We start from the raw sequence: 23,163 nt of genomic DNA, 5'->3' as shown, positions 1-23,163 counted from the left end.
AAGCGCCATCCTAAAAAGGATGACGCTTTTTCTTATTATACCTCTGTTTCACGGCGGCGCATAAACCATACTGCCCCAGCTACAAGTAGTAAACCAACAAAGACAAGAGCTGTTTGATTTGCTCCATCTGTTTGTGGTAATTTACCTTGTGCTCTTAGCAGCGCTTCTAAGCGTGCTGTGTCTGCCTTGATTTGATTAATATCAATCGCTTGGGCTACCTCTGCCTGTTGGTCTTTAGATAGCTTACTATATCTATTAAGGAAATCTTTATAGGCATCTAACGTATCTTTTGTAGCGTTAGATGGATGATATGGTGGTAATTGCTTCCCTTGATCAATCACATTTTGTACTGATGTACCACCATTATCAGGGGTCGTTGGTTTGTTAGGATCTGTCGTTGGCTTACTTGGATCCACTGGTTTATTTGAATCTGTGTTCGGCTTATTTGGATCTACCGGTTTAGTTGGATCTGGATTTGGATTATTTGGATCTACTGGTTTAGTTGGATCTGGGTTTGGATTGTTTGGATCTTCTGGTTTAGTTGGATCTGGATTTGGGTTAGTTGGATCTACTGGTTTAGTTGGATCTGGGTTTGGATTGTTTGGCTCTACTGGTTGTCCTGGATCTGTTGTAGGTGGTGTCGGCTGTATTTTAGCCTCACATGTATTACCTACTGTAACTGTCCCAATAATGGTATTACCATTCTCCCTAACTATATATTTACCTGGTTTGATCAATGAGTGGTTAATCTTAATTTGCCCTTTGCTATCTGTAACAAATTCTATTAACCCATTCTCTTCTACCGCTTTACCATTTTCATCTGTAAACGTAACTTTCACACCTTCACGTGGCTGACCATACATATTGTTGATTGTTAATGTGAAGTTTGGACAAGCTGGAGCAATAGGTAATTCAGCTTTACAAGTTTGTTTATAAGAAACTTCAATTTCGCCTAAATAAACTTTGTTGTCGTAAACCTCGTACTTTCCTGCAGGTACATCTTCAGAAATAAATGTAATACTACCATCTGCTTCTATTACTGTTGAAATAATGTTACCTTGTTTATCTTTAATGACAACATCTTTACCAGCCTTAACCAACACATTATTTTCATCTTTCAATGCTACAGTAAAGCGCTCGCAAGCCGGTTTTGGTTGAACCGTTGCTTGACAATGAATATTACTTGCGAAATCGCCAATTTTATTGCCATCCTTATCAAATACTACGTAAACACCTGGTTCTAAATCTTTTAATTCTACTTTACCGTCTTTTGTTTCTTCAGTAGCTACCGTCTTGCCATCTATATCTTTAATTGTTACTTCCGTTTTATCTGCTACTAATTCTCCATCAACATCTTTGACCGTTAATTCGAATGTTTCGCACTTCGGTGCTTGTATAATTGTAAATTCATAATCGCAGCTTTTCTTGTACGTTAGTGTGACTGTACCTAAGAATTGATTACCCTCATACAATGTATATTCACCAGGTTTTACACCATTAGTAGGATCGTTTTGATTGGATTCAACAATAAACTTACCTGATGCGTCAGGAGATACCTTTGTCACTACTGTAGTACCTTGCTTTAATGTTAATTCTAAAATATTAGTACGAATATTACCTTGATCATCTTTCACAACAATTGTGTAGTTTTCACATTTTGGTACTGGTTGAACCTCAGCTTTACATCCGCCGTCATATTTCACTGTTACCTTCCCTAATTCACCTTCAACTGAATGAGTTACTGTATACTCACCAGCAGTAAAATGATTCGGTAATGTCACTTTGCCATTTGTTACTGTGTACGGCGCTGTTTCTATACCATTGTGATCCTTTAATGTAACTGTGCCTGTTGTAATGGAATGACCATCAACATCCTTAATAGCTATTTCAAATTGTGTACAACTACCACCAATGATTGGTGTTGTATTGACAAGTTGTGTAATGAAGTCTGGTTGCTTATCTAGTGTCGTGTTTTCATCTAACTTAAATTTAAAGTCAGACATTTTACTATAACCAGTTGGTGCAGCTACTTCACGAATAAGATAATCGTTGTACGGTACATTTTCAAATGTGAATTCACCATTTACATCTGTAGTAGCTGTTTGGATAATATATTCATTCGGTTTTGCAGTTTTTTTAATAAGTTGGAATTCAACACCAGCTAAATTTTCTTTAAATTGGCCTGTAGCTGAATCGATACCAATCTTTTTAAATTTAGCACTGCCTCGTGTTGACGTAAAATCTGATTCAGAGCTACTAAAGCTAAATTTATCCTTATAGTCGCTCTCTGTTTTTTGATTAGCTTTTGTTTGACCCGTATAATGCAATGTTGCTGTATTTTCCAATGCATCCCCAAATTGACCAAAGCCTATTGTTTTATACTGTACTTGATACCCCTTTTGATTTAAATCAGGAAATTCGAGGCTAAAGCCACCTTGTGTATCGAATGTGACCGTTACCCCTAATTGCGAAGGTGTTTGCCAAGTAGTTCCTTTTTGAATACCAGTTTTAGATACTGTATATGGTGTTAATAGAATACTACTTTCCAATAACATTAAATTATTACCTGGTAAATCTGTTAAGATGACATTTTGACCTAAATTAGAATGAGATCTATTCACATCTAATGTCCAAGTAATTGTTTCTGTATTCGCGTTTTGTTGTGGTGTATTTTTTGTCACTAAATTATTCGCTACATCCTCGTCAATCGTTACTGGCTTTGATTCAAGCGTAAATTCTTGCGTACCTTTTGTTTTAAATGTGGCATCATTCGTGTAAACATTCCCTCTATCAGTAGCCGTATCAGAACCAATACCTAAAATGTGATCGTCATCCATTGTGTTATAACGAACAACGTATGCTTGGTAGTTTATGTCTCCTGCTAAGGAATCACTGAATTTTAATGTAAAGCCTTTATCTGATTCAGCCGAGATTGTGTAATTACTCGAGTTAATCGGTGTAGTACCAATCGTTCCACCTGTATCACTACCACCTAAGTCAGTTAAAGGTAATACTTCAATTGTTCCCGGTAAATACTTATGTCCCTCACCAACTGTATCAATTAAAACGGCTCCATTAATATCCTTTTTATTGATATTCACTTTCACATCCCATGTAAATCGCTGCGTGGAGTAGTTAAAGGTTCCCGATTTGCTGCCATTGTTAACAGTAGTTGACTGTGGGATATAACTCGTTGAAGATGACTTTTTATATGTTTTACCGCCACTAGTCCACTCTGTAGCAGCTGTATTGCCATACCCTTGCTTTTGTACAGTACCCTCATCACCAATTGCGAAGCTCGTTTGATAAGTGATAGTTGATGTACTACCTGCTGGTACATTAATACCTGAAATTGTAAAGCCTTTTTTCTTATCTCCATCAATTAGAGTATAAGTAGTTGCTATACCATTAAGCTTTACAGTGTTATCTATTAACTCATGCACCCCATCTGCAGCACCTGCTGTAAATGTATCTGTTAGTTTTAGGTTGTTAATTGGTTTAGTTGGATTATCAGATATAATGTCGACCGTCCATGTAATTACTTTTTTATCAAAATCAACTGTATATGATTTTTTTAATAAGTTTTCTGTAAGTGCATAGTCTATATTCTTCTCTTTACCTGAACCACTTGTCACACTATTGTTAAACAGACCTGCTTCGTTTTCATAAAAATCCTGTTTAGTATAGTTCGCATCATACACTATTGTATAGGCATCTGAAATACCGTTATCAAAGGTTAATGTGAAACTTTTAACATCTCCAGTTGCAGGAGTAGGAGTAATAGTAAATCCACTTGTTACTCTATTAGCTTCCGAAACTGTTGTCGCCACATTGCCAGCCGCATCATTCATTTTATATACTTTAATGCTTGATGCATCAATTTCGTGAGGACCTTGGATTGTATCTTCAATATAGGCATCAGCTTGATCGATACTTAACAGATTATGATTATAATCAATACGCCATTTTGTTTCATAGTTTGTATTGCTCACTAGCTTTTTATCTAGTGCTTTACCATACGTAATGGTGTGAGTAGCCGTATTAGAAGTTTCTAGTTGCCCATTGTTAGTAAATAGTACCTTGTTATGAAAGTTAACTGCACCATCACGTTTATCAGCATCTAATGTTACAGACGTTTTGTACGTAATTTTATATGCATATTTACCAGTCAACTTACTTTCAATATCGCTCCAACTACCATTTGTAAGAACATTTGTTTCAGTACTTGTTCTTACACCATTAAGACCAACCACATATTGATATACATTCACGGAATTAGCCATAATTTCATGTGATGTTGGATCGTCTGTCAAAGTTGGATTGCTTAATGATTTACCCGCTTCATTAACCCATACTTGCCATTCCATTTCATGGTTACCACTTGCTGTTGGTGTAGGAGTGCCTAGTTTTGACTTACTTACCTTTTTGTTGCTCGTTGAAGGTAAAAAACTAAATTGAGCTTTAATTATCTCACTACCACCAGTGGCTGCTGGAATTTCCAGCTCTTGCTCAATGTTATCAGAAAGGAGGTTAAATCCAGAATTAAATGTAATGCTTAATTCCTCCGGTTGAGAGCTGCCTGAGCCTGGTTCCATACCGCTTAACTCTACACGTACTTTATTATCTGTAGTTACATAATTATATGTGATACCGTTCACTGTTCTGCTTCCTGTAAATGCCCCATCAAAGTCAATTAATGATTGCGGCAGTTGGAATTCAAACCAGCTCCCGTCTCCCCATGCTTCGCCTTGACTATCTTGCATTGGTACGGAAAATTTAACAGTGAAGTTAGCTGTTGTATTTGGATCTAGCTCTGTACCAAATTCACCTGCTCCAACCGTTGTTCCACCAATTTTCATCACAAATGATGATAGTGAAGCTGGAATTTCTTGAGCCGCTAATGGTGCCTCATTCATTGGCAATGTTTTCACAGGCTCATCTGCTGCTTTTTCTTCTTCAGGAGCCTCGCCCTCAGGAGCTTGCTCCGTGTTTTCATTTTCCGATGGAGTTGTAGAAAGGTCTTCTTCACCTGTGTTGTCTTCTGTCAAATCTGTGCCATCGTCGACAGGCGTAGATAGGTTTTCTGCCATTCCGGCCTCCGCACCATTGTCATTTGCGACTGGTGGTGTTGAAAGGTCATCTGCTGCAAATGCTGACAGTGGACTTAGTAGTGTTTGGAACACTAACAACATGGTCAGCATAGCAATGTTCATTTTTTTCCTCATGTCTCTCCTCTTTTCTAATAGATAGAGAGCTTGAATTGTTTGCTATGACGATAGCTTCCTTTCACTGTTTAGGAAAGGCGTGCTACAAACAATCAGTTGCTCCCTCTTTCCTAAAATTAACTTGTCACTCTTGTGAATAAAAGCCAAATTGTATGCTAACATAGGTCATAAGAATTAACAAATTATAGCCTTTTTCACTTTTTATTTTATAAGCACTACTTTTGTGACACCTACAATAATTGGCCTCACCCCCCTTTAGGATTTTTGTTCCATTATAACTAGGGGTCCTGAACAAATTCTAAACAAATCATGTATACATACAAAAAAGCAGTAAACAACGCTCTTATTTGAACGTGTTTACTGCTTTGTTTATTCTTATTTTATTTGCTATCTTCTCTTAACAGTGTTAAGATTTGTTTTTTAATAGTTGAGTGAATAGAGTCATCCTCTAAGAAATCTAATGGAAAATAGATTTTATGGTCTCGTTTCATACGACCTGAAATGGAATCAACGATGATGGATTCACGCGAAAGCTCTCGTAGCTCGCCATTTTTCATTTCTAGAAAAATCGGCACACGCACCTCTTCCTCCCCAGGTCTATAAAAATCATAGGGCAAATCTGCCGTTGTATCATGAACAAGATAATAATCTGGATTCAGGTCTGCTTGCTTGAAAAGCTCTTGTAGTTTTTGATATTTATCTAGCTCAACACCGGGATCTAAATCAATGTATTGGAATAGCTTACGATTAACAAAGCGACGACTTAAATCACTTAGAATAGCATCACCCTCTTGCATCCATAGCTGAAAATATGTAAAAAGTATACTCTCATCTAAAGCAAGATAATCCTCTAATGTAATAGCATTGCGAAAAAATGCTAAGAAGTGAGTAGGTTCATGCTTAAATGTATAACCTTCTTGGCTTAATTGTTTAACTCTTTTTAAAATATTATTTAAAATAACTTCCGCACTCCGTGACACAGGGTGGAAATAAATTTGCAAGTACATTTGATAGCGGCTCATAATATAATCTTCCACTGCATGCATGCCTGTTGCTTTAATAACCACTTGGTTTTTACGTGGACGCATTACTCTTAAAATCCGCTCCATATCAAAGTGACCATAGCTGACACCTGTAAAATAAGCATCACGTTGTAAGTAATCCATACGATCCGCATCAATTTGGCTGGAAATTAAACTGATGACTTGCTTATTCGGATATGTCTTTTCAATCACTTGCGAGACCTTTTCTGGAAAATCATCTGCTACTTTTCTTAAAACAGCATTTACCTCTGTATCCCCTAATAAAATTTGCCTTGTATAGTATTCATGATCCAGCTCGAAGACATTTTCAAAGGCATGTGAAAATGGACCGTGCCCTAAATCATGCAAAAGGGCTGCACATAATACTAATAGTCTTTCCCCTTCATCCCAATCGGGACGACCGACGAAGATATCATCTACTATGCGGCGTACAATTTCGTAAACACCAAGTGAATGACTAAAGCGGCTGTGTTCCGCCCCATGAAATACTAAAAATGTGGTACCTAGCTGACGAACTCTGCGTAAACGCTGAAATTCTCTTGTACCCACTAAATCCCATATCACTTGATCGCGAACATGTACATATCGGTGAACAGGGTCTTTAAATACCTTCTCTTCTTGTAATTTAGCGTTTGCATATGTCATTTGGATAGCACCTCCATTTTGTGATAGTTCTATTATATGCCATAAATCTAGGACTAGCATACTTATTAACTTTTTTCTATAGATACTAACAACCTTTTTTCGCCATATGCCTATTTATTGTAAATTTCTATTGATCTAATATTCACAGCAACTTAAAAATATACAAAGCAAATGCTATACCTAATATGTAGAGATAGCAAAGTGTTGAAAAACAATGGCATTTTTATGAAAGATGAGAGGTGGGAAAGATTTTCCGTTCAACAAAATTTAGCAAAGCTTTTACAAATCAAACGAAGATGATGGTTGTTGAAATCAATCACTTCTCCACATTGAAAATTAAGAGGCTATCCTTTCTTTAAAAATAGAAATCATGGGCTATTTTATTCACTACTACTAGTATGTAAGACAAAAAAGACACTTTTGTAGTACGGTTGATTAGAGTGACGTCTCCCTGGAAAGGACGCTGGCGGAACGGAAATCACCTCCTCACCTTGCCAAAAGGTCATTTTCTACTAATGACAATATCTTTTTTCAACAACATGAAAAGCTATCCCTAACAAATAGAGATAGCTTTTTATTTTACTTATTCTTTAATTTTGCTAAAACCTTTTCCATTAGTTCGTCTTCTGTTAGTGCTGCAACAGGGCGACTATTTACAAAGGTGAATGTTTTTTTGCGTCCTGGGCCACAATAAGAATGACAGCCAATTTCGATGGTTGCATCAGGATCGATTTCCTTTAATTTTGGAATTAACGTCTTTAAGTTAACGGCCTGACATTCATCGCAAACTTTAAATTCGTTTGCCATTTTGTCAACAACCCTTTCTATATAGTATTTTTTCAACAAAATATCGCTCTATTGAACACATGACCTTCACATATTTAAGTATGCAGCATGTGCACAAACCTACATCGGGTATTGTATCGTACTTTTCCCCTTCTATTCAAGCATAATTCCTTCTACATAGATGAATAAAAGGTTAAAAGATTGGTCATGCTAGTCTTACATAACAAGTTCCAAATAAAGGTGGGAGGATTTTAAGATGAGTAAAATAAGACAAGATGCTTGGTTACAAGAAAACGATGAATTATTAGCAGAGGCGGTTATTCGTCATGTGACGGAAGGTAGCACACAGCTCAATGCTTTTGAAGAAGCTGGTGATGCATTAAATCGTACTGCTGCAGCCTGTGGTTTCCGTTGGAATGCGGTTGTTCGTAAAGAATATGAGGAACAATTAGCAGAGGCTAAAAAAGAAAGAAAAGAGAGAATGCGAGTGTTAGGAGCACCAGCGAGACGTCGTGCCTCTAGTATGTTTACCGTGAATAATAGTGCTGCGGAAGGAAAATCAATTCCGCTATCTGCTCTTTCTCTTGATATTGTGATAGCTTATTTACTACGTTTACAGCATTCTGGTGAAGTAGGAAATGAATCTTCAAAATGGAGACAGCTAGTACATGTAACATCTGAGAAAAATAAAAAACTAGAGAAAACTATTACAAAACTAGAGGAAGAAAATCGAGCAATCCGCAAAGATTACGAGCAGTTTGTTCAAATTATGAATCGTGCTCGACGTCTTGTAACACTGGATGAAGAAGAAGAGCGAATTGCACCCGTTTTCAAAATGGAGAAAAACGGAAATCTCGTAACAAGTGGCCCAGTTTATCAATCAGAAAATGGCGATGCGCTAAATTAGCAGCATCGCTTTTCCCTTTTATGTTTCATATAATCAGCCTATTATTTTCGTTCAAGCATTTTGGCATTACGCTCAAATACTCGCTGTAAATAGAAACCGTATAATATTAATTCTTCATCATAGAAAGATTGTGGACGAACTTCCTCGGACAACTGATGAAGTAATTGCTGTAGACGAATAACCACCCCTTCTACTGTTAAATCGGGGTCAACAAGCTCTGATAATGATGCCATCACTTCAGGTACGATTTGAGGATAAATAAACTTTGTCTCCTCTTGTCGCAAGCTTACTTCATAAAAGTCACGAATGAGTGCCGCACGTTGTGAGCCACTTCCTTCAATACATAAATAAATTTGCACAGCCACTCCTTGGCGTAAGCGTCTTTGGGATATACCAGCAAATTTTTTCCCCTCAATACTTAGATCATAAGAGCCAGGGCAATAGGAGCCTACAATTTCATAAGCTTCTATTTTATCAGCTACTTCTGGAAACAATCCCTTCACAAGGTCTACCATCACATCATAGCCATCGTTTATACTAAGCGACTCTGATTGTTCAGACAATACAATAGAAATATTGAGGACTCCTTCATCTAGCACAACTGCTAATCCACCAGAGTTACGAACGATTGGATGATAGCCTCTAGACTCTAGTAAATCCATACCTTGCTGAACATACGGCAAACGATGATCTTGAATACCAAGCACAACGGATGCCTCATGGACCCATGTACGAATAGTTGGCGGAGAAGTTAATTGTCCAACTAATTGGCACAACGTATCATCCGTTGCAAACGATTCTAATGGTGATCGTTGCTTGGCACTAATGGATTGATCATAAAAACGCCAAATTGGCTGTTGTAAAATACTTTTCATATTGGTACTCCTCTAGTCACATATCTTCTTCTTAGAATACATCATCTTTAGTTGGTGTCAAATTCGTGAATTACTGTCATGAACTTAGGGATTTTGTACAAACTATGATAAACTAATTTTGAATGGTATTCACTTATAAAGGAGTGTTTCAATAATGAATGAAGCAGCAATTACATTAGATGGATGGTACGCTTTACATGATTTCCGCTCAATCGACTGGGCTTCTTGGAAACTTGTTTCTGCAGAAGAACGTCAAGCAGCAATAGAGGAATTTATTGCTTATTTAGAAAAATTGAACGAAGCAGATATCGCTAAAACAGGCGCTCATGCCTTTTATGCTATCGTGGGTCAAAAAGCTGACTTTATGGTTATGACATTGCGTGAAACAATGGATGAACTACAAGAGATTGAAGCAGAATTCAATAAATTAGCAATTGCTGATTTTACAATTCCTACATATTCTTATGTATCTGTTGTGGAGCTTTCAAACTATTTAGCTGGCGAATCAAATGAGGATCCTTACCAAAACCCACATGTACGTGCACGTTTATACCCAGAACTTCCACGTGCCAAATATGTATGCTTCTACCCAATGGATAAACGCCGTCAAGGCAACGATAACTGGTACATGCTATCAATGGATGAGCGTAAATCATTAATGCGTTCTCATGGAATGATTGGTCGTGGCTATGCAGGTAAAGTGAAACAAATTATTACTGGCTCAGTAGGCTTCGATGATCACGAATGGGGCGTAACACTATTCGCAGACGATGTATTACAATTCAAAAAATTAGTATATGAAATGCGCTTTGATGAAGTGTCTGCTCGCTATGGTGAGTTCGGTGCATTCTTCGTCGGAAACCTACTTGATAACGATAAATTAGTTAAGTTCTTAACTGTTTAATACACATAGAAAATGCGAGTCCTCCACAACGGACTCGCATTTTTAAATTTCGTTTTCTTCAGCATTCTCAGATTCAAATATTAAAATAATGATGTGAATAAAGAACCCAGTAAGAACCATGAGAAAAACTAAATACCAATTATATGGTTGATGATAGTATTCTGCTATCCCAACTGCTAAAAAAGCACTGATGATAATGGCTACAAACATACTAAAAATACGCATGAAAACGCTCCTTCTTGAAAGCAAAAATAAAGTCACTTTTAGTATGTCTCGCTCTATCTTTAATATACTTGTAATATAAAAAAGTGCCATCTCTCTGCGATGACACTTTGTTCATTCATCCATTCAACTTTTGCATACTTCCTCAAGAGTGTTCGTCCTTTACTTTTAAAATCAAAATAACAGTTTGAATAAAAAAACCGATTACAATTATGACAATAAAGAGATACCAATGGAGCGGCTGTCCATAAAACTCGCCCAATAGAAAAGCCAGTACCGCACTTAATAAAATTCCAAACCAAACTCCAATTTCCATAAGTACTCACCTCACATGTATTGAATACACATGCAAATCATCCATCTCACATTCCCCTAATTCTATCTTTTTCTATTTACCCGTTTTGACTAAAAGACTATCGGATCTTGTAGCGTTTTCAATTATTTTCTAGGCACTTATCGTTATGATTACTATATGCATAGTAACTTTAATGTGTGATTGTCTTTCTTATCAAAATTGAACATGTCTACAATACCCTCGTGCATATACTGTCTGCGAGGAGGTATGAAAATCGCTGTTATCAAGACGAATGATGCACAGACTGCCCTACTAGCAAGGCTAATGCGTGCCGAAGCAGAAGGTGAAGGAGAGCTAGGCATGCTGATGGTTGGGAATGTTGGCGTTAATCGTGTAAGAGGTGACTGTTTAGATTTTGGTGATATTCGAACGATTGAGCAAATGGTTTATCAGCGTCCGGGAGGATTTGAAGCAACACAAAAGGGTTATTTTTATCAGCGGGCCCGTGAACAAGACATTCGTTTAGCGAAAAGGGTGATTCAAGGGGAAAGATTTCATCCAGCTACTCGCTCCTTGTGGTTTTTCATGCCAGCGGGGGATTGTCCCGCACAATGGTATGGTCAATGGAATACTGGCAGATTCAAATCTCATTGCTTTTTCTCGCCATCTGAACAAGATTGTCCTCAAATTTAAAAAGAAAGTAGGTTGATAATTGATGATGCCTTATTATTGGACACCAACAACGCAACAACAAATGACTCCTCCTCCAGTCACTCTTCCGAGCGGACGACCACCTGGTCGTGAGGAGTCCTATATAGAAAATATTTTACGTTTGAATCGCGGAAAACCAGCTACCTTCCATTTTTCTTTCGAACATGCTGTGGAACAGGGAAAAAATACAAAAACTGTTCGTGGTGTGGTAGAAGCCGCTGGTCGTGATCATGTCATTATTCGTGAACTAAAATCCAATCATCGCTTCCTATTCCCTATGATTTATTTCGATTTTGCTGAATACGATGAGGAAATGGCTTACTTTAATCAAAATCCATAATGCCATCTTGTAATGTAAAAATCCGCTATACGCTCACTGACAAAAGTCGATGAGTGTAGGCGGATTTTTATCATTCACTATATTTAGTGCTCTTTTAGATACGTTAAAGTTGCTTTCCCTAAAGTTTTCGCAGCTATTAGCATGGCACGTTCATCAAAATCAAAGCGTGCATGATGATGTGGATAGGCAGTTTCCCATTCCGGCTTTTTAGCACCTGTGAAGAAGAAAGTACCCGGTACCTTTTCTAAATAATAGGCAAAATCTTCCCCAATCATAAACGGTGGACATGTTATTACTTGCTCCACACCTGGAACAGTAGACGCCAACTGTGCTACAAACTCTGTTTCTTTTTGATGGTTATATACAGGCGGATAACCTCTTGTATAACGATATTCATAGCTTGCCCCAAATGCCAGACATGTCGCATTTAAAACTGCTTCTAGTTCCTGCTCCATTTGTGAACGTACTTCTTCTTCAAAGGTACGAATTGTTCCTGCTAAAATCACTCGATCCGCAATCACATTAAACGGATTAATAGCCTCCAAATGACCAATTGTTAAAACAGCTGATTTTAATGGATCAATGCGTCTTGAAACAAGTTGTTGAGCATTGACCACAAATTGTGAGGCAAGGGTAACAGCATCGATGGAATGATGTGGCTCTGCGCCATGACCGCCTTTCCCTTGAACCGTGATTTCTACTTTATCCGCAGCTGCCATAATGGCTCCATCCTTCACTAAAATTTCTCCTAGTGGTGTAGGCGCCCATAAGTGCGTACCAAAAATAACATCTACGCCATCTAAACAACCATCCTCTATCATTGGCTTTGCGCCACCTGGTGCTACTTCCTCTGCATGCTGGTGAATAAACACCACATTGCCTGTTATTTCATCCTTCATCGCATTGAGTGCTTTAGCTAGCCCAAGCAATGTTGCTGTATGACCATCATGTCCACATGCATGCATTTTTCCAGCTACTTTAGATTTATAAGGTACATCATTTTCCTCTTGTATCGCTAATGCATCAAAATCAGCACGTAATGCTACTGTCTTACCAGGTTTTCCGCTACATAATATAGCTACTACGCCACGTCCCCCTACTCCTTCACGAACCTCATGACCCAATTCTCTATGAAAAGCAGCTATATAGGCTGGCGTCTCCACTTCCTCAAAGGATAATTCAGGGTATTCATGTAAATGACGACGAATCCCTACCATTTCATTATAGTACCCATCTATTAATGCAAATAGTTTTTCCATACTACATAACCTCTCTTTTTGTATTTTCGAAATATTGCAAGTAATAATAGTAGTGTACTATAAATTCTTACAAAATGAATAGGATTTAAATCGCCAACGTAAAAAATTCGTTTATAACAAAAAAACTCTCCTACAAATAATGTAAGAGAGTCTTAACTTTAAATTAGCGAGCATGTTTTAAAGCAGATAAAATAATGAGTAACCATCCAGCTAAGAATAGGACGCCACCAATTGGTGTAATGGCACCCAATACTTTAATTCCACTTATCGCCAGTACATATAAGCTACCTGAGAAGAACACAATGCCCAGATTAAAGAAAATACCTGCTACATTTAATTGCTTTACTTCACCTAATAGTTTAGAGCTCATTAATAGACCAATGACCAGCAGCCCTGTTGCATGAAACATTTGATATTGAACAGCAGTCTCCCAAATTCCTCGGCTATATTCATCTAATATTTCCTTTAACGCATGTGCACCAAATGCACCCAATGCCACTGCTAATAGGCCATGAAGAGCACCTGTCACGATGAATCTTTTCATTTCTCGTACCCTACCTTTTAAATGGATTAAAAATCAAAAATGGAGTCACCATTTGCTCCATCTTCTTCAATTTTTGATGTGTATAAAGTTGCTTGTTTTGACTCAGACACAAGCATTTGAGGTATATGCTTAGGTGTTGTGATGGCTGGCGTATCGTTTGGAGAATCTAATACCACATCACATAATGCTCGAATAGCTGTAAGTGCCTCGCGAATTTGCTGATCATTTCCTGCATTTTTTGCGCCAGATAATTGTTTTTCAAGTTGCTGTATCACGGCTTGATAAGGAATCATGACATTCTCCCCCCTTCTATTTTTGGTACAAATTTTAAACACTCCATGCCTGAAGATTGCTTCACGACAACGGATGGTATTTGCTTTGTTTTAAAGCCATATGCTGCACAGGCTCGTGGCGTTTGAGTGTCCCAGGTTACTTTGAAAAATTGACACTTGAAACAATTCACCTTCATTATTGTCCCACACTTTCTTCTATATTAACTGTATCATGATTTATAAAGTGTATAAAGAAAACGATTTGTGCCAATCTATACTAGACACCAATCAATTGGCTGTTTGCCCCATTCCACCAATTGTTGATTAATTTTTGAATAAGGTTTACTACCAAAGAATCCTCGGTAAGCACTGAGTGGACTCGGATGTGGCGCTTCGAGTATAACATGTGGTGTTTTATATTTACGTATCAATTGCTTTTTACGCTGTGCTGGTTTACCCCACAGTACAAAAATTAGCGGCTCTTCCCTTGCTGCTAATTGGTCGATAACAGCGTCGGTAAATTGCTCCCACCCTTGATCTTTATGAGAATGAGCCTGTCCTGCTCGAACAGTAAGCACAGTATTTAAAAGCATAACACCTTGCTCTGCCCATTTTGTTAATGTTCCATTTGGAGGAATAGGACAGCCTAAATCATCTTGCAGCTCTTGCAACATGTTTCGCAAGCTTGGTGGATGTGGAATACCTGGTTTAACGGAAAAGCTTAAGCCATGTGCTTGATTCGGACCGTGATAAGGATCTTGTCCTAAAATAACAACCTTTACATCATGGTAAGCTGTTGTATAAAAGGCATTCATCACATCAGTCATTGGTGGATAAATCATTTGCGTCGAATATTCATTTGCTACAAATTGACGTAGTTTGTGATAGTATGGTTTTTTCAATTCTTCTGCGAGTATTTCTTGCCAATCATTCGGGAATACTTGTTTCATCGTTCTTTAAGCCCCTTTCTCTTCTTACAACGGTACAAAAAATCAAACATGAATTCAAGCATCAGTTCAAACTGACCATATGTAAATATCATATTCTGACTATTTTTATAGAATCAGTTTCGGATTATACTAGATGGTAATTTTACAACTCTCAATGCTAAAGGAGATCTTTCACATGACTCTAAAAAAAACATTAACAATTGCTGGTTCAGATACATCAGGTGGCGCAGGTATGCAAGCTGACCTGAAAACATTCCAGGAGCACGGTACATATGGGATGGTGGCTTTAACAGTAGTCGTAACAATGGATCCGAATGGCTGGACACATAACGTCACACCATTGCCAACAAAGCTTCTTCAAAAACAAATTGATACCGCCCTTTCAACAGGAATTGATGCCATTAAGACAGGAATGCTTTCAACAGAAGAGATTATTCGTATCGCTGGAGAAGCTATCGCAAAATCTGGCACTTCAAATGTCGTCATCGACCCTGTTATGGTATGTAAAGGTGACGATGAAGTACTGAATCCTGGAAATACTGATGCTATGGTGCAACATCTTCTACCACTAGCAACTATAACAACACCAAACCTTTTTGAAGCAGGACAATTAGCTGGCACAGGTACACCAAAAAACATTGACGACATGAAAATTGCTGCTCGTAAAATTCACGAATTAGGGGCTAAGGCTGTTGTCATTAAAGGTGGAAAAGCATTAGCTACTGAAAAAGCAACAGACCTTTTCTTCGACGGTGAAACATTCTTCTTATTAGAATCGGAAAAGGTCGCGTCTACTTATAATCATGGCGCTGGTTGTACATTTGCAGCTTCTGTAACAGCCAACCTTGCTAACGGTCTTTCTATTAAAGATTCTGTCATTGAAGCGAAAGAATTTGTATCTGCTGCCATTGCCCATGGCTGGGCGCTAAATGAATATGTAGGACCAGTCATGCATGGAGCGAAATCTCGCTTTGGTGCTCCTCCAGTAACAGTAACTGAAATTTAACATAGAAAGGATGTCTCAAAGAATTTTGGAGACATCCTTTTTAAAAATTACCAATGGTAAACACTCTGTTCATGATGAATCATTTGCTTGCTAAAGATAAAAAGTGGACAAGATACGTTAGGGCTACATATCCCATATATTAGCTGTATGGGAGGGGAAAAGATGAAAAAAAACAAGGCAGAGGACTTAACGGAAGAATCAGGTTTATTAGCTGGGGATATCACCGCTTCAAAAGTTGAAGTAATTGCTTCCATTATATTAACACTTGGTTACTCATTATCCACCCTTGCCACAATATTAGCTCTGCAGGAGGAGGAAGAATTGGCACAAGCCAAAACAACTGAAACACAAGATCAAAATCTTTATATGAAGCAAATGTTTAAACAGTTACAAAATGTCAACAACCGTTTAGATACAATCGAACGAAAGCTTAATCGATACTAATAAATACATAACCAATAGATGAGGTAGTCTCTTTATAGGACGCTTCGCTTTTGGTATAAAAAAACATTTGCTGAATCAAGACAAAAAACCGCGACTCTCCGTCATAAAAGAGAATCGCGGTTTTTTACTATACTATGATAATGAGCTTCACTTTTCTTCCTCTTTTCACAGCTACCCTGTTTCACCTGTCTAAGGAACGTCATCTATTGTACCAAGATAGAATCCGTTATTACTAAAATAATACTCCCTTCAACAGGCGGGGCTGTCTACACACACGAATTAGGAAGAAGTCATGGTTGCAATATCTTTTCGGATGTGAAAACGGATACAATACAGAACGACACATTTTGTACATACTATTTTCACACTCCCTATATTGATACATTACAATAATTTTTTCAAGAATATTGCTTAAATACTTATCATAGAATTATAGATAATGATTCATTTTTTCATGAGTCATTAAATTGTCATAACAATGCAATCAATTTCCCTTTGCGAATTTTTTTTACTATACTAAAAGGAGAAATGATCGAGAGGAGTGTTAAGATGCAAGAAGTACAGGTAGAGACGTTACAGGAATTGCTGAATTCTTTCGCCAACAAAGACGTTTATATTCATCTTGAGACGACAAATGGATCTTATGCAGCACACTATGATGAAAAATTCTTTAATGCAGGTGCTTTTATTCGCAATGCTAAGATTAATTATGAGCTTGCTAAAGTGGTAGATCATGCACCGCATCGTGTTGGTTTAAAATTACCTCACGGCTGGGTTTATGCACAAGGCATTACACATTTTGAATTAGATGATTTAGGCCGTTTATTAATGGCTGGACTAGACTACTCAGGGAAACTGGCGATTGCGCTTGAAATTAGCGAAACGCCATTTACTTACTAAGGGGGACGACTATTTGAATTTACAACCACAACGTCATATTTTAATTGTGTACCCTCACCCAGATGATGAAGCTTTTTCAGTTGCTGGGACAATCGCCTACTATACAAAGAAGATGAATACACCTGTTACATATGCCTGTTTAACATTAGGCGAAATGGGACGTAATTTAGGTAATCCACCCTTTGCAACACGCGAATCTTTGCCTGAAATCCGCCGCAAAGAATTGGTAGCAGCAGCAGAGGCAATGGGTATTCAAGATTTACGTATGCTAGGTTTACGAGATAAAACAATCGAATTTGAAGACGATGAGAAAATGGTAAAAATAGTTGAAGGGTTAATCGAAGAGCTAATGCCTTCATTAATCTTCACGTTCTTACCTGACTTTGCTGTCCATCCAGACCACGAAGCCACAGCACGTGCTGTAGTTGAAGCTGTTCGTCGAATGCCTAAGGCTGCCCGACCACAAGTATTAGGCTGTGCCTTTGCCAATGATACAATTGAAAAAAATGGTGATCCACATGTTGTCTATGATATTTCTGAAATGAAAATGGACAAATTAAAAGCATTACAAGCCCATTCATCCCAAACTGGTTGGATGATGCAGGAAACTGAAAAGCGCATTGATGATGGTGAACCAATGAGTGAAAGCTGGCTAAATGTTGAAAAGTTTTATATTGTTGACCCAGATAAATATGTAAAATAAAAAAAGATGATGTCAATGGCAGAAAAAGCAACTTTGCAAGGTGAGAGGTTGATTTCCGTTCCGCCAACGCCCTGATGTGCCGCTCCACTCCAATCAACCATTCTGCAAAGTGTCTTTACTTTTTTTCGTAGTAGCATAGCGATCCAATCGCCCATTACCTTTATTCTTAGAGGGGATAAGCTTTTATTTTCAATGTAGAGAAGTGATGAGTGACAACATCTCATAAAAGAGTAGTGAACACCTTTACTTTATTTGAAAATCTTTGCTAAAAAGGTAACACTTTTGTGGATTGGAGTGGAAGGCTACTTGACTCCGGTGGGACAGCTCGACGCTCGCCCACAGGAAAGCAAGTAGCCTGCAACGTAAATCCATTTCTATCTGTCAATTGACTGTTTTTCGACAATAAGAAAAGTACTGTTCTCATTTTTGGAGAACAGTACTTTTTAATTAGGCAGCTCTTACCCTCTTCATCATATGCACAATGATTGTGATGGAAAAAGCAATCACCAAGAATAGGAAGAATAAGTAATGCGGGATATGAATATTAACAACACTCACTAGCATTTTTAAGCCAATAACACCTATTATAATAAAGGCCGTTGCTTCAAGCTCTGGAATTTTTTCGATAATGATTAAAAACACACCTGCAATTGTCCTCATCATTAATATGCCTAACATCCCCCCAATTAAAAGTACCCACACTTGATCTGATATGGCAAAGGCTGCAAAGATAGAGTCGATCGAAAATGCAATATCCATTAGCTCGACAGAAATGACGGTGGCCCAAAAGGTTCCAAAGAGTCGCACCATCCATCCTGATTTTTTCACTTCCTTCACGCTATCCTCATTCCCAATTTGAAGAAAATGAGCTACACAGAGCCAGCCTAAATATAATGCACCTAACACTTTAATAAACCAAAATTCCACAAGATAAACACCTATACCAATAAATAAAAATCTAAAAAAATAGGCACCTAGCATACCGTACATTAATGCCCGCTTTCGTTGTTTATCTGGTAAATGTTTAACAAGAACTGCCAATACAAGTGCATTATCCGCTGACAGTAGCCCTTCTATAATAATTAATGAGGATATTAGCCCCCAGGATACAGGGTCCATTAATACTTCCTGCCACATCGCCCAATCAAAAAATTGCCAATATGTAGATAGAATTCCTTGAATGATTTCCACTACTTACCCTCCTACTTGTCCTCAGCTAATCTAGTATATGCTTGACCATTTTTGTTATGAGAATTGTATTTATCCTGATTCAGCAAATGCTTTTTGTCCCAAAAGTAACGTTTCAGCAATTGCTCGAGGCATCATTTATTCGATAAAACGCTTACATCATAAAATAGACATGGAAAATTTAGAATTTACTAAAAATTAACCACCAAAAGCAAATAAAGTGTGCTATCATAGATAAATGTTTTAAACGTATAACGGAGGATGAATACTATGGAAGTTGCTGATACTAGAACCGTGCAAGTGGAGAATGTCCTGATTGCACATCATTTTTTAAAAGATGTAGTTGTCCATACACCACTACAAAAAAACGATTATTTATCCGAGAAATACGGAGCTACTATTTACTTTAAACGCGAAGATTTACAACATGTGCGCTCATTCAAGCTCCGAGGTGCCTATTATAAAATTAAAAAAATCGAGGAAGAAGCACGCAACGCTGGTGTTGTCTGTGCAAGCGCAGGCAATCATGCACAAGGTGTAGCTTATGCCTGTGCTCAATTAAAAATCCAGGCTAGCATTTTTATGCCTCAAACAACACCAAAGCAAAAAATAGACCAAGTGCGAATGTTTGGGCGCGAATTTGTAGAGATTATTTTAGCAGGCGATACGTTCGATGACTCTGCTGAAAGCGCCTTAAGCTATTGCGAAGAACACGATAAAATATTCATCCATCCATTCGATGATTTCGATGTCATTGCTGGTCAAGGAACTGTTGCAGTAGAAATTATGAATGACATGGAGGAGCCAATCGACTACGTCTTTGGCAGTATTGGTGGTGGCGGCTTAATGTCTGGCGTTTCTGCCTACGTTAAAAACCTCTCCCCTTCTACTAAAATTATTGGCGTAGAGCCCGCTGGTGCTGGCAGTATGAAAGCTGCTTTTGCTGAAGGGGGCGCTGTGGCTCTTGATTGGATTGATAAATTCGTCGATGGCGCTGCCGTAAAATGCGTCGGCCATCACACTTATGATGTTTGTCGCCGCTATTTAGACGACATTATTCTTGTACCAGAAGGCAAAGTTTGTACAACGATTTTAGATCTATATAATAAACATGCCATTATTGCCGAGCCTGCTGGGGCACTATCAGTGGCAGCTCTTGATTTTTATAAAGAAGAAATTAAAGGGAAATCAGTCGTGGTCATTATTAGCGGTGGTAATAATGATATTGGACGGATGCAGGAGATTAAAGAAAAGTCGCTTATTCACGAAGGCTTACTTTACTACTTCATCGTCAGCTTCCCTCAGCGCGCAGGGGCATTACGTCAATTCCTCACAAGCGTTGTAGGACCTAACGACGATATTACTACCTTTGAATACACAAAGAAAAACAATAAAGAAAGTGGTCCTGCCCTCGTTGGTATTGAGCTTGGCGATCAAGCGGATTATGAAGGGCTGCTTGCACGAATGGATGAATTCGGCTTCAAATACAAAGAAGTAAACAACGACATTCAACTATTTGGCTTACTCGTTTAAAATGAAGAGTCTCACTTCTCAGCAAGTGAGACTTTTTTATTGTGATAAAGTTTATCAATCATTTTTATTACCCTAAATAAAAAACATTCAAACTAGTGCATGAGCGTTATATATATTGTTGAAAAAAATAATATTACCTGCGGAAAGTGACATTCTGGCAATGCGAGGGGTTAATCTCCGTTCCGCCAGCTTCCGATAGGCCCGCTTCACTCACTTCCGTTCGCTCCAGCTTCTCCTATATGACGCTAAATCCCCTAGGAGTGACGCTGGCTCCACTCCAATCAACTATTCTGCAAATGTGTCTTTTCATTTTCTTTCATACTAACAGTAGTGAACCCCTTTGCTCAATTAATAGGTTGGAGTGGAAGGCTACTTGACTCCCGTCGGATAGATCGGCATTCCCCCACAGGAAATCAAGTAGCCTGCAACGGACATTCATTTTCACCATTGACAAAAACGCTATTGATGGATTTTTTTAACACTATAAAAAACGCCCATACAAATGTATGAGCGTTTCGTCATTAACCTAATAAAGCACGGTCTGAATTCATTTTTTCCCCACGAATGCGTTCAAATTCGGCCATTAAATCTGGGATCGTTAATTCATGCTTACGGTCTTCAGCAACCTCTAAAATAATTTGGCCTTTGTCCATCATAATAAGACGATTCCCTAAATCCAAAGCTTGTTGCATATTGTGCGTTACCATTAATGTCGTTAACTGATCTTTTTCAACTAAATACTTCGTAATACGGGTAATTAATTCTGCACGTGATGGATCAAGTGCAGCCGTATGCTCATCCAGCAATAAAATAGAGGGCTTTGTGAAAGTAGCCATTAACAGTGACAATGCTTGCCGTTCCCCACCTGAAAGTAAGCCTACTTTTGCAGAAAGCCGATCTTCCAGATTTAAACCAAGCATTTCTAATGATTCTTTGAACAAGGTACGACGCTTTTTGTCCACACCGATGTGCAGTCCTCTACCCTTATTTCGTGAATAGGCCAGTGCTAAGTTTTCTTCAATTGTCATCGTAGGAGCTGTTCCCGCCATTGGGTCTTGGAACACACGACCAATGTATTGAGAGCGTTTATATTCAGGCAAATTCGTGACATCATTACCATCAATAGAAACTGTGCCAAAATCAGGTGTTAAGGCGCCTGAAATCATATTCATCATCGTTGATTTCCCTGCACCGTTACTACCAATGATTGTCACAAAATCACCTGGCTTTAAGTGTAGATTAATCTCTGCTAGTGCAATTTTTTCATCTGGTGTTCCTTCATTAAACACCTTATTAATACCATGTAATTTAAGCAAGACCTTTTCCTCCTTGCTCTACTGTTTTTACTCGTGACAGCTCTGCAGCACGCTTCGCCTTACGTTTACGTTCCTTACTCTTATTGATAAATTGTGGTAAGATCAGCGCCAAAATAACGATGATAGCCGTAATTAATTTCATATCTCCTGAATCAAGGAAATCTACACGTAATGCTAATGCTAAAATAATACGGTAAATGATAGCTCCTGCAATGACTGCAAAAGTTGTACGGATAATGGTCTTTGTCCCAAAAATAGCTTCACCAATAATAACCGATGCAAGACCGATGACAATCATACCAATCCCCATACTAACATCGGAGAACTTCGAATATTGTGCGATTAAAGCTCCAGAAAATGCGACAAGCGCATTGGAAAGTCCAAGCCCTAAAATGATAAGTGTATCTGTATTTGCAGAGAAGCTACGAATCATTCGTTTATTATCACCAGTTGCTCGGATAGCTAGCCCGACCTCAGTCTTCAAGAACCAGTCTGCTATTAACTTAATTAAAATCGTGATGATTAATACGACTATCAGCACACTCCATGTATTTGGTACATGCTGAAAGCCCATGCCTTTTAATAGGTTATTGAGAGCAGCATCGATCCCTAAATCACTCCAAAATGCTTGAAACTTTGAAAAAATCGTTTCTGAGTTTAGTAGTGGAATATTCGGGCGACCTATCGTATTTTCTGCAGTTAACCCCATGATGCGCAGGTTAATCGAGTATAACGCAATCATCATTAAAATCCCTGATAATAGTGGATTAATCTTTCCTTTCGTGTGAAGAATTCCTGTCATACATCCAGCAATAAATCCAGCAACAATTGCCACTAAAGTCGCTAAGATTGGGGAGTAGCCAAGCAAAATCATTGTTGCTGCAGTTGCCGCCCCTGTTACAAAGCTTCCATCAACCGTTAAATCCGGAAAATCTAACACCCGAAACGTTAAATATACACCAAGTGCCATAATTGCATAGATGATTCCTTGCTCCACTGCGCCAAATAATGCTAAAAACATCGTTGAATCATCTCCTAAATCTTTTTATTATTTCTACTGCTTATAAATGAAGATAAAGCGGGGATAGTTCTCCC

At 38.2% G+C, this 23,163-nt stretch carries 23 protein-coding genes; 9 read left to right on the top strand and 14 right to left on the bottom strand.

Annotated elements, in window-relative coordinates:
* Window positions 1–35: 35 nt before the first annotated feature.
* The 3 genes from NST76_RS02445 to NST76_RS02435 all read right to left on the bottom strand — a co-directional run bounded on the left by NST76_RS02445 (window position 36) and on the right by NST76_RS02435 (window position 7,720).
* Window positions 36–5,225 (bottom strand): collagen binding domain-containing protein, encoded by a 5,190-nt coding sequence (locus tag NST76_RS02445; RefSeq protein WP_342544579.1) that lies wholly within the window; start codon window positions 5,223–5,225, stop codon window positions 36–38.
* 380 nt (window positions 5,226–5,605) lie between these two features.
* The gene (locus NST76_RS02440; RefSeq protein WP_080717019.1) at window positions 5,606–6,913 is read right to left on the bottom strand and encodes an HD domain-containing protein; all 1,308 of its coding nucleotides are present in this window, start codon (window positions 6,911–6,913) and stop codon (window positions 5,606–5,608) included.
* Window positions 6,914–7,492: 579 nt separating this feature from the next.
* Window positions 7,493–7,720, bottom strand: coding sequence for a DUF1450 domain-containing protein (locus NST76_RS02435; protein WP_036117359.1), 228 nt, complete (start codon window positions 7,718–7,720; stop codon window positions 7,493–7,495).
* 235 nt (window positions 7,721–7,955) lie between these two features.
* Here NST76_RS02435 and NST76_RS02430 point away from each other — a divergent pair, with 235 nt between their 5' ends.
* A complete protein-coding gene (locus tag NST76_RS02430) occupies window positions 7,956–8,606 on the top strand; it encodes an RsfA family transcriptional regulator (RefSeq protein WP_036117361.1) in 651 nt (216 codons plus the stop codon).
* 41 nt (window positions 8,607–8,647) lie between these two features.
* Here NST76_RS02430 and NST76_RS02425 read toward each other — a convergent pair whose 3' ends face one another.
* Window positions 8,648–9,481: a lipoate--protein ligase family protein gene (locus NST76_RS02425; RefSeq protein WP_058844320.1), complete on the bottom strand. Its 834-nt coding sequence runs from the start codon at window positions 9,479–9,481 to the stop codon at window positions 8,648–8,650.
* Between the two features lie 154 nt (window positions 9,482–9,635).
* Here NST76_RS02425 and hemQ point away from each other — a divergent pair, with 154 nt between their 5' ends.
* Window positions 9,636–10,385: a hydrogen peroxide-dependent heme synthase gene (hemQ, locus tag NST76_RS02420; RefSeq protein ID WP_036117365.1), complete on the top strand. Its 750-nt coding sequence runs from the start codon at window positions 9,636–9,638 to the stop codon at window positions 10,383–10,385.
* A 42-nt stretch (window positions 10,386–10,427) separates the two neighbouring features.
* On the opposite strand, the gene NST76_RS02415 is transcribed toward hemQ, so the two are convergent.
* Window positions 10,428–10,610: a hypothetical protein gene (locus NST76_RS02415; protein WP_036117367.1), complete on the bottom strand. Its 183-nt coding sequence runs from the start codon at window positions 10,608–10,610 to the stop codon at window positions 10,428–10,430.
* Between the two features lie 142 nt (window positions 10,611–10,752).
* Window positions 10,753–10,923, bottom strand: coding sequence for a hypothetical protein (locus NST76_RS02410; protein WP_170829838.1), 171 nt, complete (start codon window positions 10,921–10,923; stop codon window positions 10,753–10,755).
* Window positions 10,924–11,169: 246 nt separating this feature from the next.
* Here NST76_RS02410 and NST76_RS02405 point away from each other — a divergent pair, with 246 nt between their 5' ends.
* Together NST76_RS02405 and gerQ are read left to right on the top strand one after the other, a co-directional pair.
* Window positions 11,170–11,595: a cell wall hydrolase gene (locus tag NST76_RS02405; protein ID WP_036117377.1), complete on the top strand. Its 426-nt coding sequence runs from the start codon at window positions 11,170–11,172 to the stop codon at window positions 11,593–11,595.
* A gap of 22 nt (window positions 11,596–11,617) precedes the next feature.
* Window positions 11,618–11,953 (top strand): spore coat protein GerQ, encoded by a 336-nt coding sequence (gerQ, locus tag NST76_RS02400; protein ID WP_004227629.1) that lies wholly within the window; start codon window positions 11,618–11,620, stop codon window positions 11,951–11,953.
* 83 nt (window positions 11,954–12,036) lie between these two features.
* Here the strand turns inward: gerQ and NST76_RS02395 are convergent, their stop codons facing one another.
* From NST76_RS02395 to NST76_RS02375, 5 genes are all read right to left on the bottom strand, one after another.
* Entirely contained in the window at window positions 12,037–13,212 is a 1,176-nt protein-coding gene (locus NST76_RS02395; protein ID WP_036117381.1) for a M20 family metallopeptidase, read from the bottom strand.
* Between the two features lie 163 nt (window positions 13,213–13,375).
* A complete protein-coding gene (locus tag NST76_RS02390) occupies window positions 13,376–13,756 on the bottom strand; it encodes a DUF423 domain-containing protein (RefSeq protein WP_036117383.1) in 381 nt (126 codons plus the stop codon).
* Window positions 13,757–13,782: 26 nt separating this feature from the next.
* Window positions 13,783–14,049, bottom strand: a complete 267-nt coding sequence (locus tag NST76_RS02385; protein WP_036117384.1) for a YwdI family protein — start codon at window positions 14,047–14,049, stop codon at window positions 13,783–13,785.
* Complete coding sequence (locus tag NST76_RS02380) at window positions 14,046–14,225, bottom strand: uracil-DNA glycosylase (RefSeq protein ID WP_342504147.1); 180 nt, start codon at window positions 14,223–14,225, stop codon at window positions 14,046–14,048. The genes NST76_RS02385 and NST76_RS02380 overlap by 4 nt, the downstream gene beginning before the upstream one ends.
* A 75-nt stretch (window positions 14,226–14,300) precedes the next feature.
* The gene (locus NST76_RS02375; RefSeq protein ID WP_036117389.1) at window positions 14,301–14,978 is read right to left on the bottom strand and encodes a uracil-DNA glycosylase; all 678 of its coding nucleotides are present in this window, start codon (window positions 14,976–14,978) and stop codon (window positions 14,301–14,303) included.
* A 175-nt stretch (window positions 14,979–15,153) separates the two neighbouring features.
* On the opposite strand from NST76_RS02375, the gene thiD reads away from it, so the two are divergent.
* The 4 genes from thiD to bshB2 all read left to right on the top strand — a co-directional run bounded on the left by thiD (window position 15,154) and on the right by bshB2 (window position 18,031).
* Window positions 15,154–15,984 carry a bifunctional hydroxymethylpyrimidine kinase/phosphomethylpyrimidine kinase gene (thiD, locus tag NST76_RS02370; RefSeq protein ID WP_036117391.1) on the top strand — a complete coding sequence of 277 codons (831 nt, stop codon included), beginning with the start codon at window positions 15,154–15,156 and terminating at the stop codon, window positions 15,982–15,984.
* 162 nt (window positions 15,985–16,146) lie between these two features.
* Window positions 16,147–16,428 carry a hypothetical protein gene (locus NST76_RS02365; RefSeq protein ID WP_036117393.1) on the top strand — a complete coding sequence of 94 codons (282 nt, stop codon included), beginning with the start codon at window positions 16,147–16,149 and terminating at the stop codon, window positions 16,426–16,428.
* Between the two features lie 549 nt (window positions 16,429–16,977).
* Window positions 16,978–17,328: a YojF family protein gene (locus NST76_RS02360; protein WP_036117395.1), complete on the top strand. Its 351-nt coding sequence runs from the start codon at window positions 16,978–16,980 to the stop codon at window positions 17,326–17,328.
* Window positions 17,329–17,341: 13 nt separating this feature from the next.
* The gene (bshB2, locus tag NST76_RS02355; RefSeq protein WP_036117397.1) at window positions 17,342–18,031 is read left to right on the top strand and encodes a bacillithiol biosynthesis deacetylase BshB2; all 690 of its coding nucleotides are present in this window, start codon (window positions 17,342–17,344) and stop codon (window positions 18,029–18,031) included.
* A gap of 447 nt (window positions 18,032–18,478) precedes the next feature.
* Here the strand turns inward: bshB2 and NST76_RS02350 are convergent, their stop codons facing one another.
* A complete protein-coding gene (locus NST76_RS02350; RefSeq protein WP_036117400.1) occupies window positions 18,479–19,222 on the bottom strand; it encodes a TerC family protein in 744 nt (247 codons plus the stop codon).
* Window positions 19,223–19,489: 267 nt separating this feature from the next.
* Between NST76_RS02350 and ilvA the strand changes: the two genes are divergently transcribed.
* A complete protein-coding gene (gene ilvA / locus NST76_RS02345) occupies window positions 19,490–20,752 on the top strand; it encodes a threonine ammonia-lyase IlvA (RefSeq protein WP_058843265.1) in 1,263 nt (420 codons plus the stop codon).
* 521 nt (window positions 20,753–21,273) lie between these two features.
* Here the strand turns inward: ilvA and NST76_RS02340 are convergent.
* Complete coding sequence (locus NST76_RS02340; RefSeq protein WP_036117422.1) at window positions 21,274–22,068, bottom strand: ABC transporter ATP-binding protein; 795 nt, start codon at window positions 22,066–22,068, stop codon at window positions 21,274–21,276.
* A complete protein-coding gene (locus NST76_RS02335) occupies window positions 22,061–23,089 on the bottom strand; it encodes an ABC transporter permease (RefSeq protein WP_036117424.1) in 1,029 nt (342 codons plus the stop codon). The genes NST76_RS02340 and NST76_RS02335 overlap by 8 nt, the downstream gene beginning before the upstream one ends.
* Between the last annotated feature and the right edge of the window lie 74 nt (window positions 23,090–23,163).

This window comes from Lysinibacillus sp. FSL W7-1291 (assembly GCF_038593415.1).
In the GTDB taxonomy this organism is placed as follows: Bacteria; Bacillota; Bacilli; order Bacillales_A; family Planococcaceae; genus Lysinibacillus; species Lysinibacillus fusiformis_D.
Note: the sequence above shows the minus strand (reverse complement) of the source record. Positions and strands in the feature narration are given on the sequence as shown.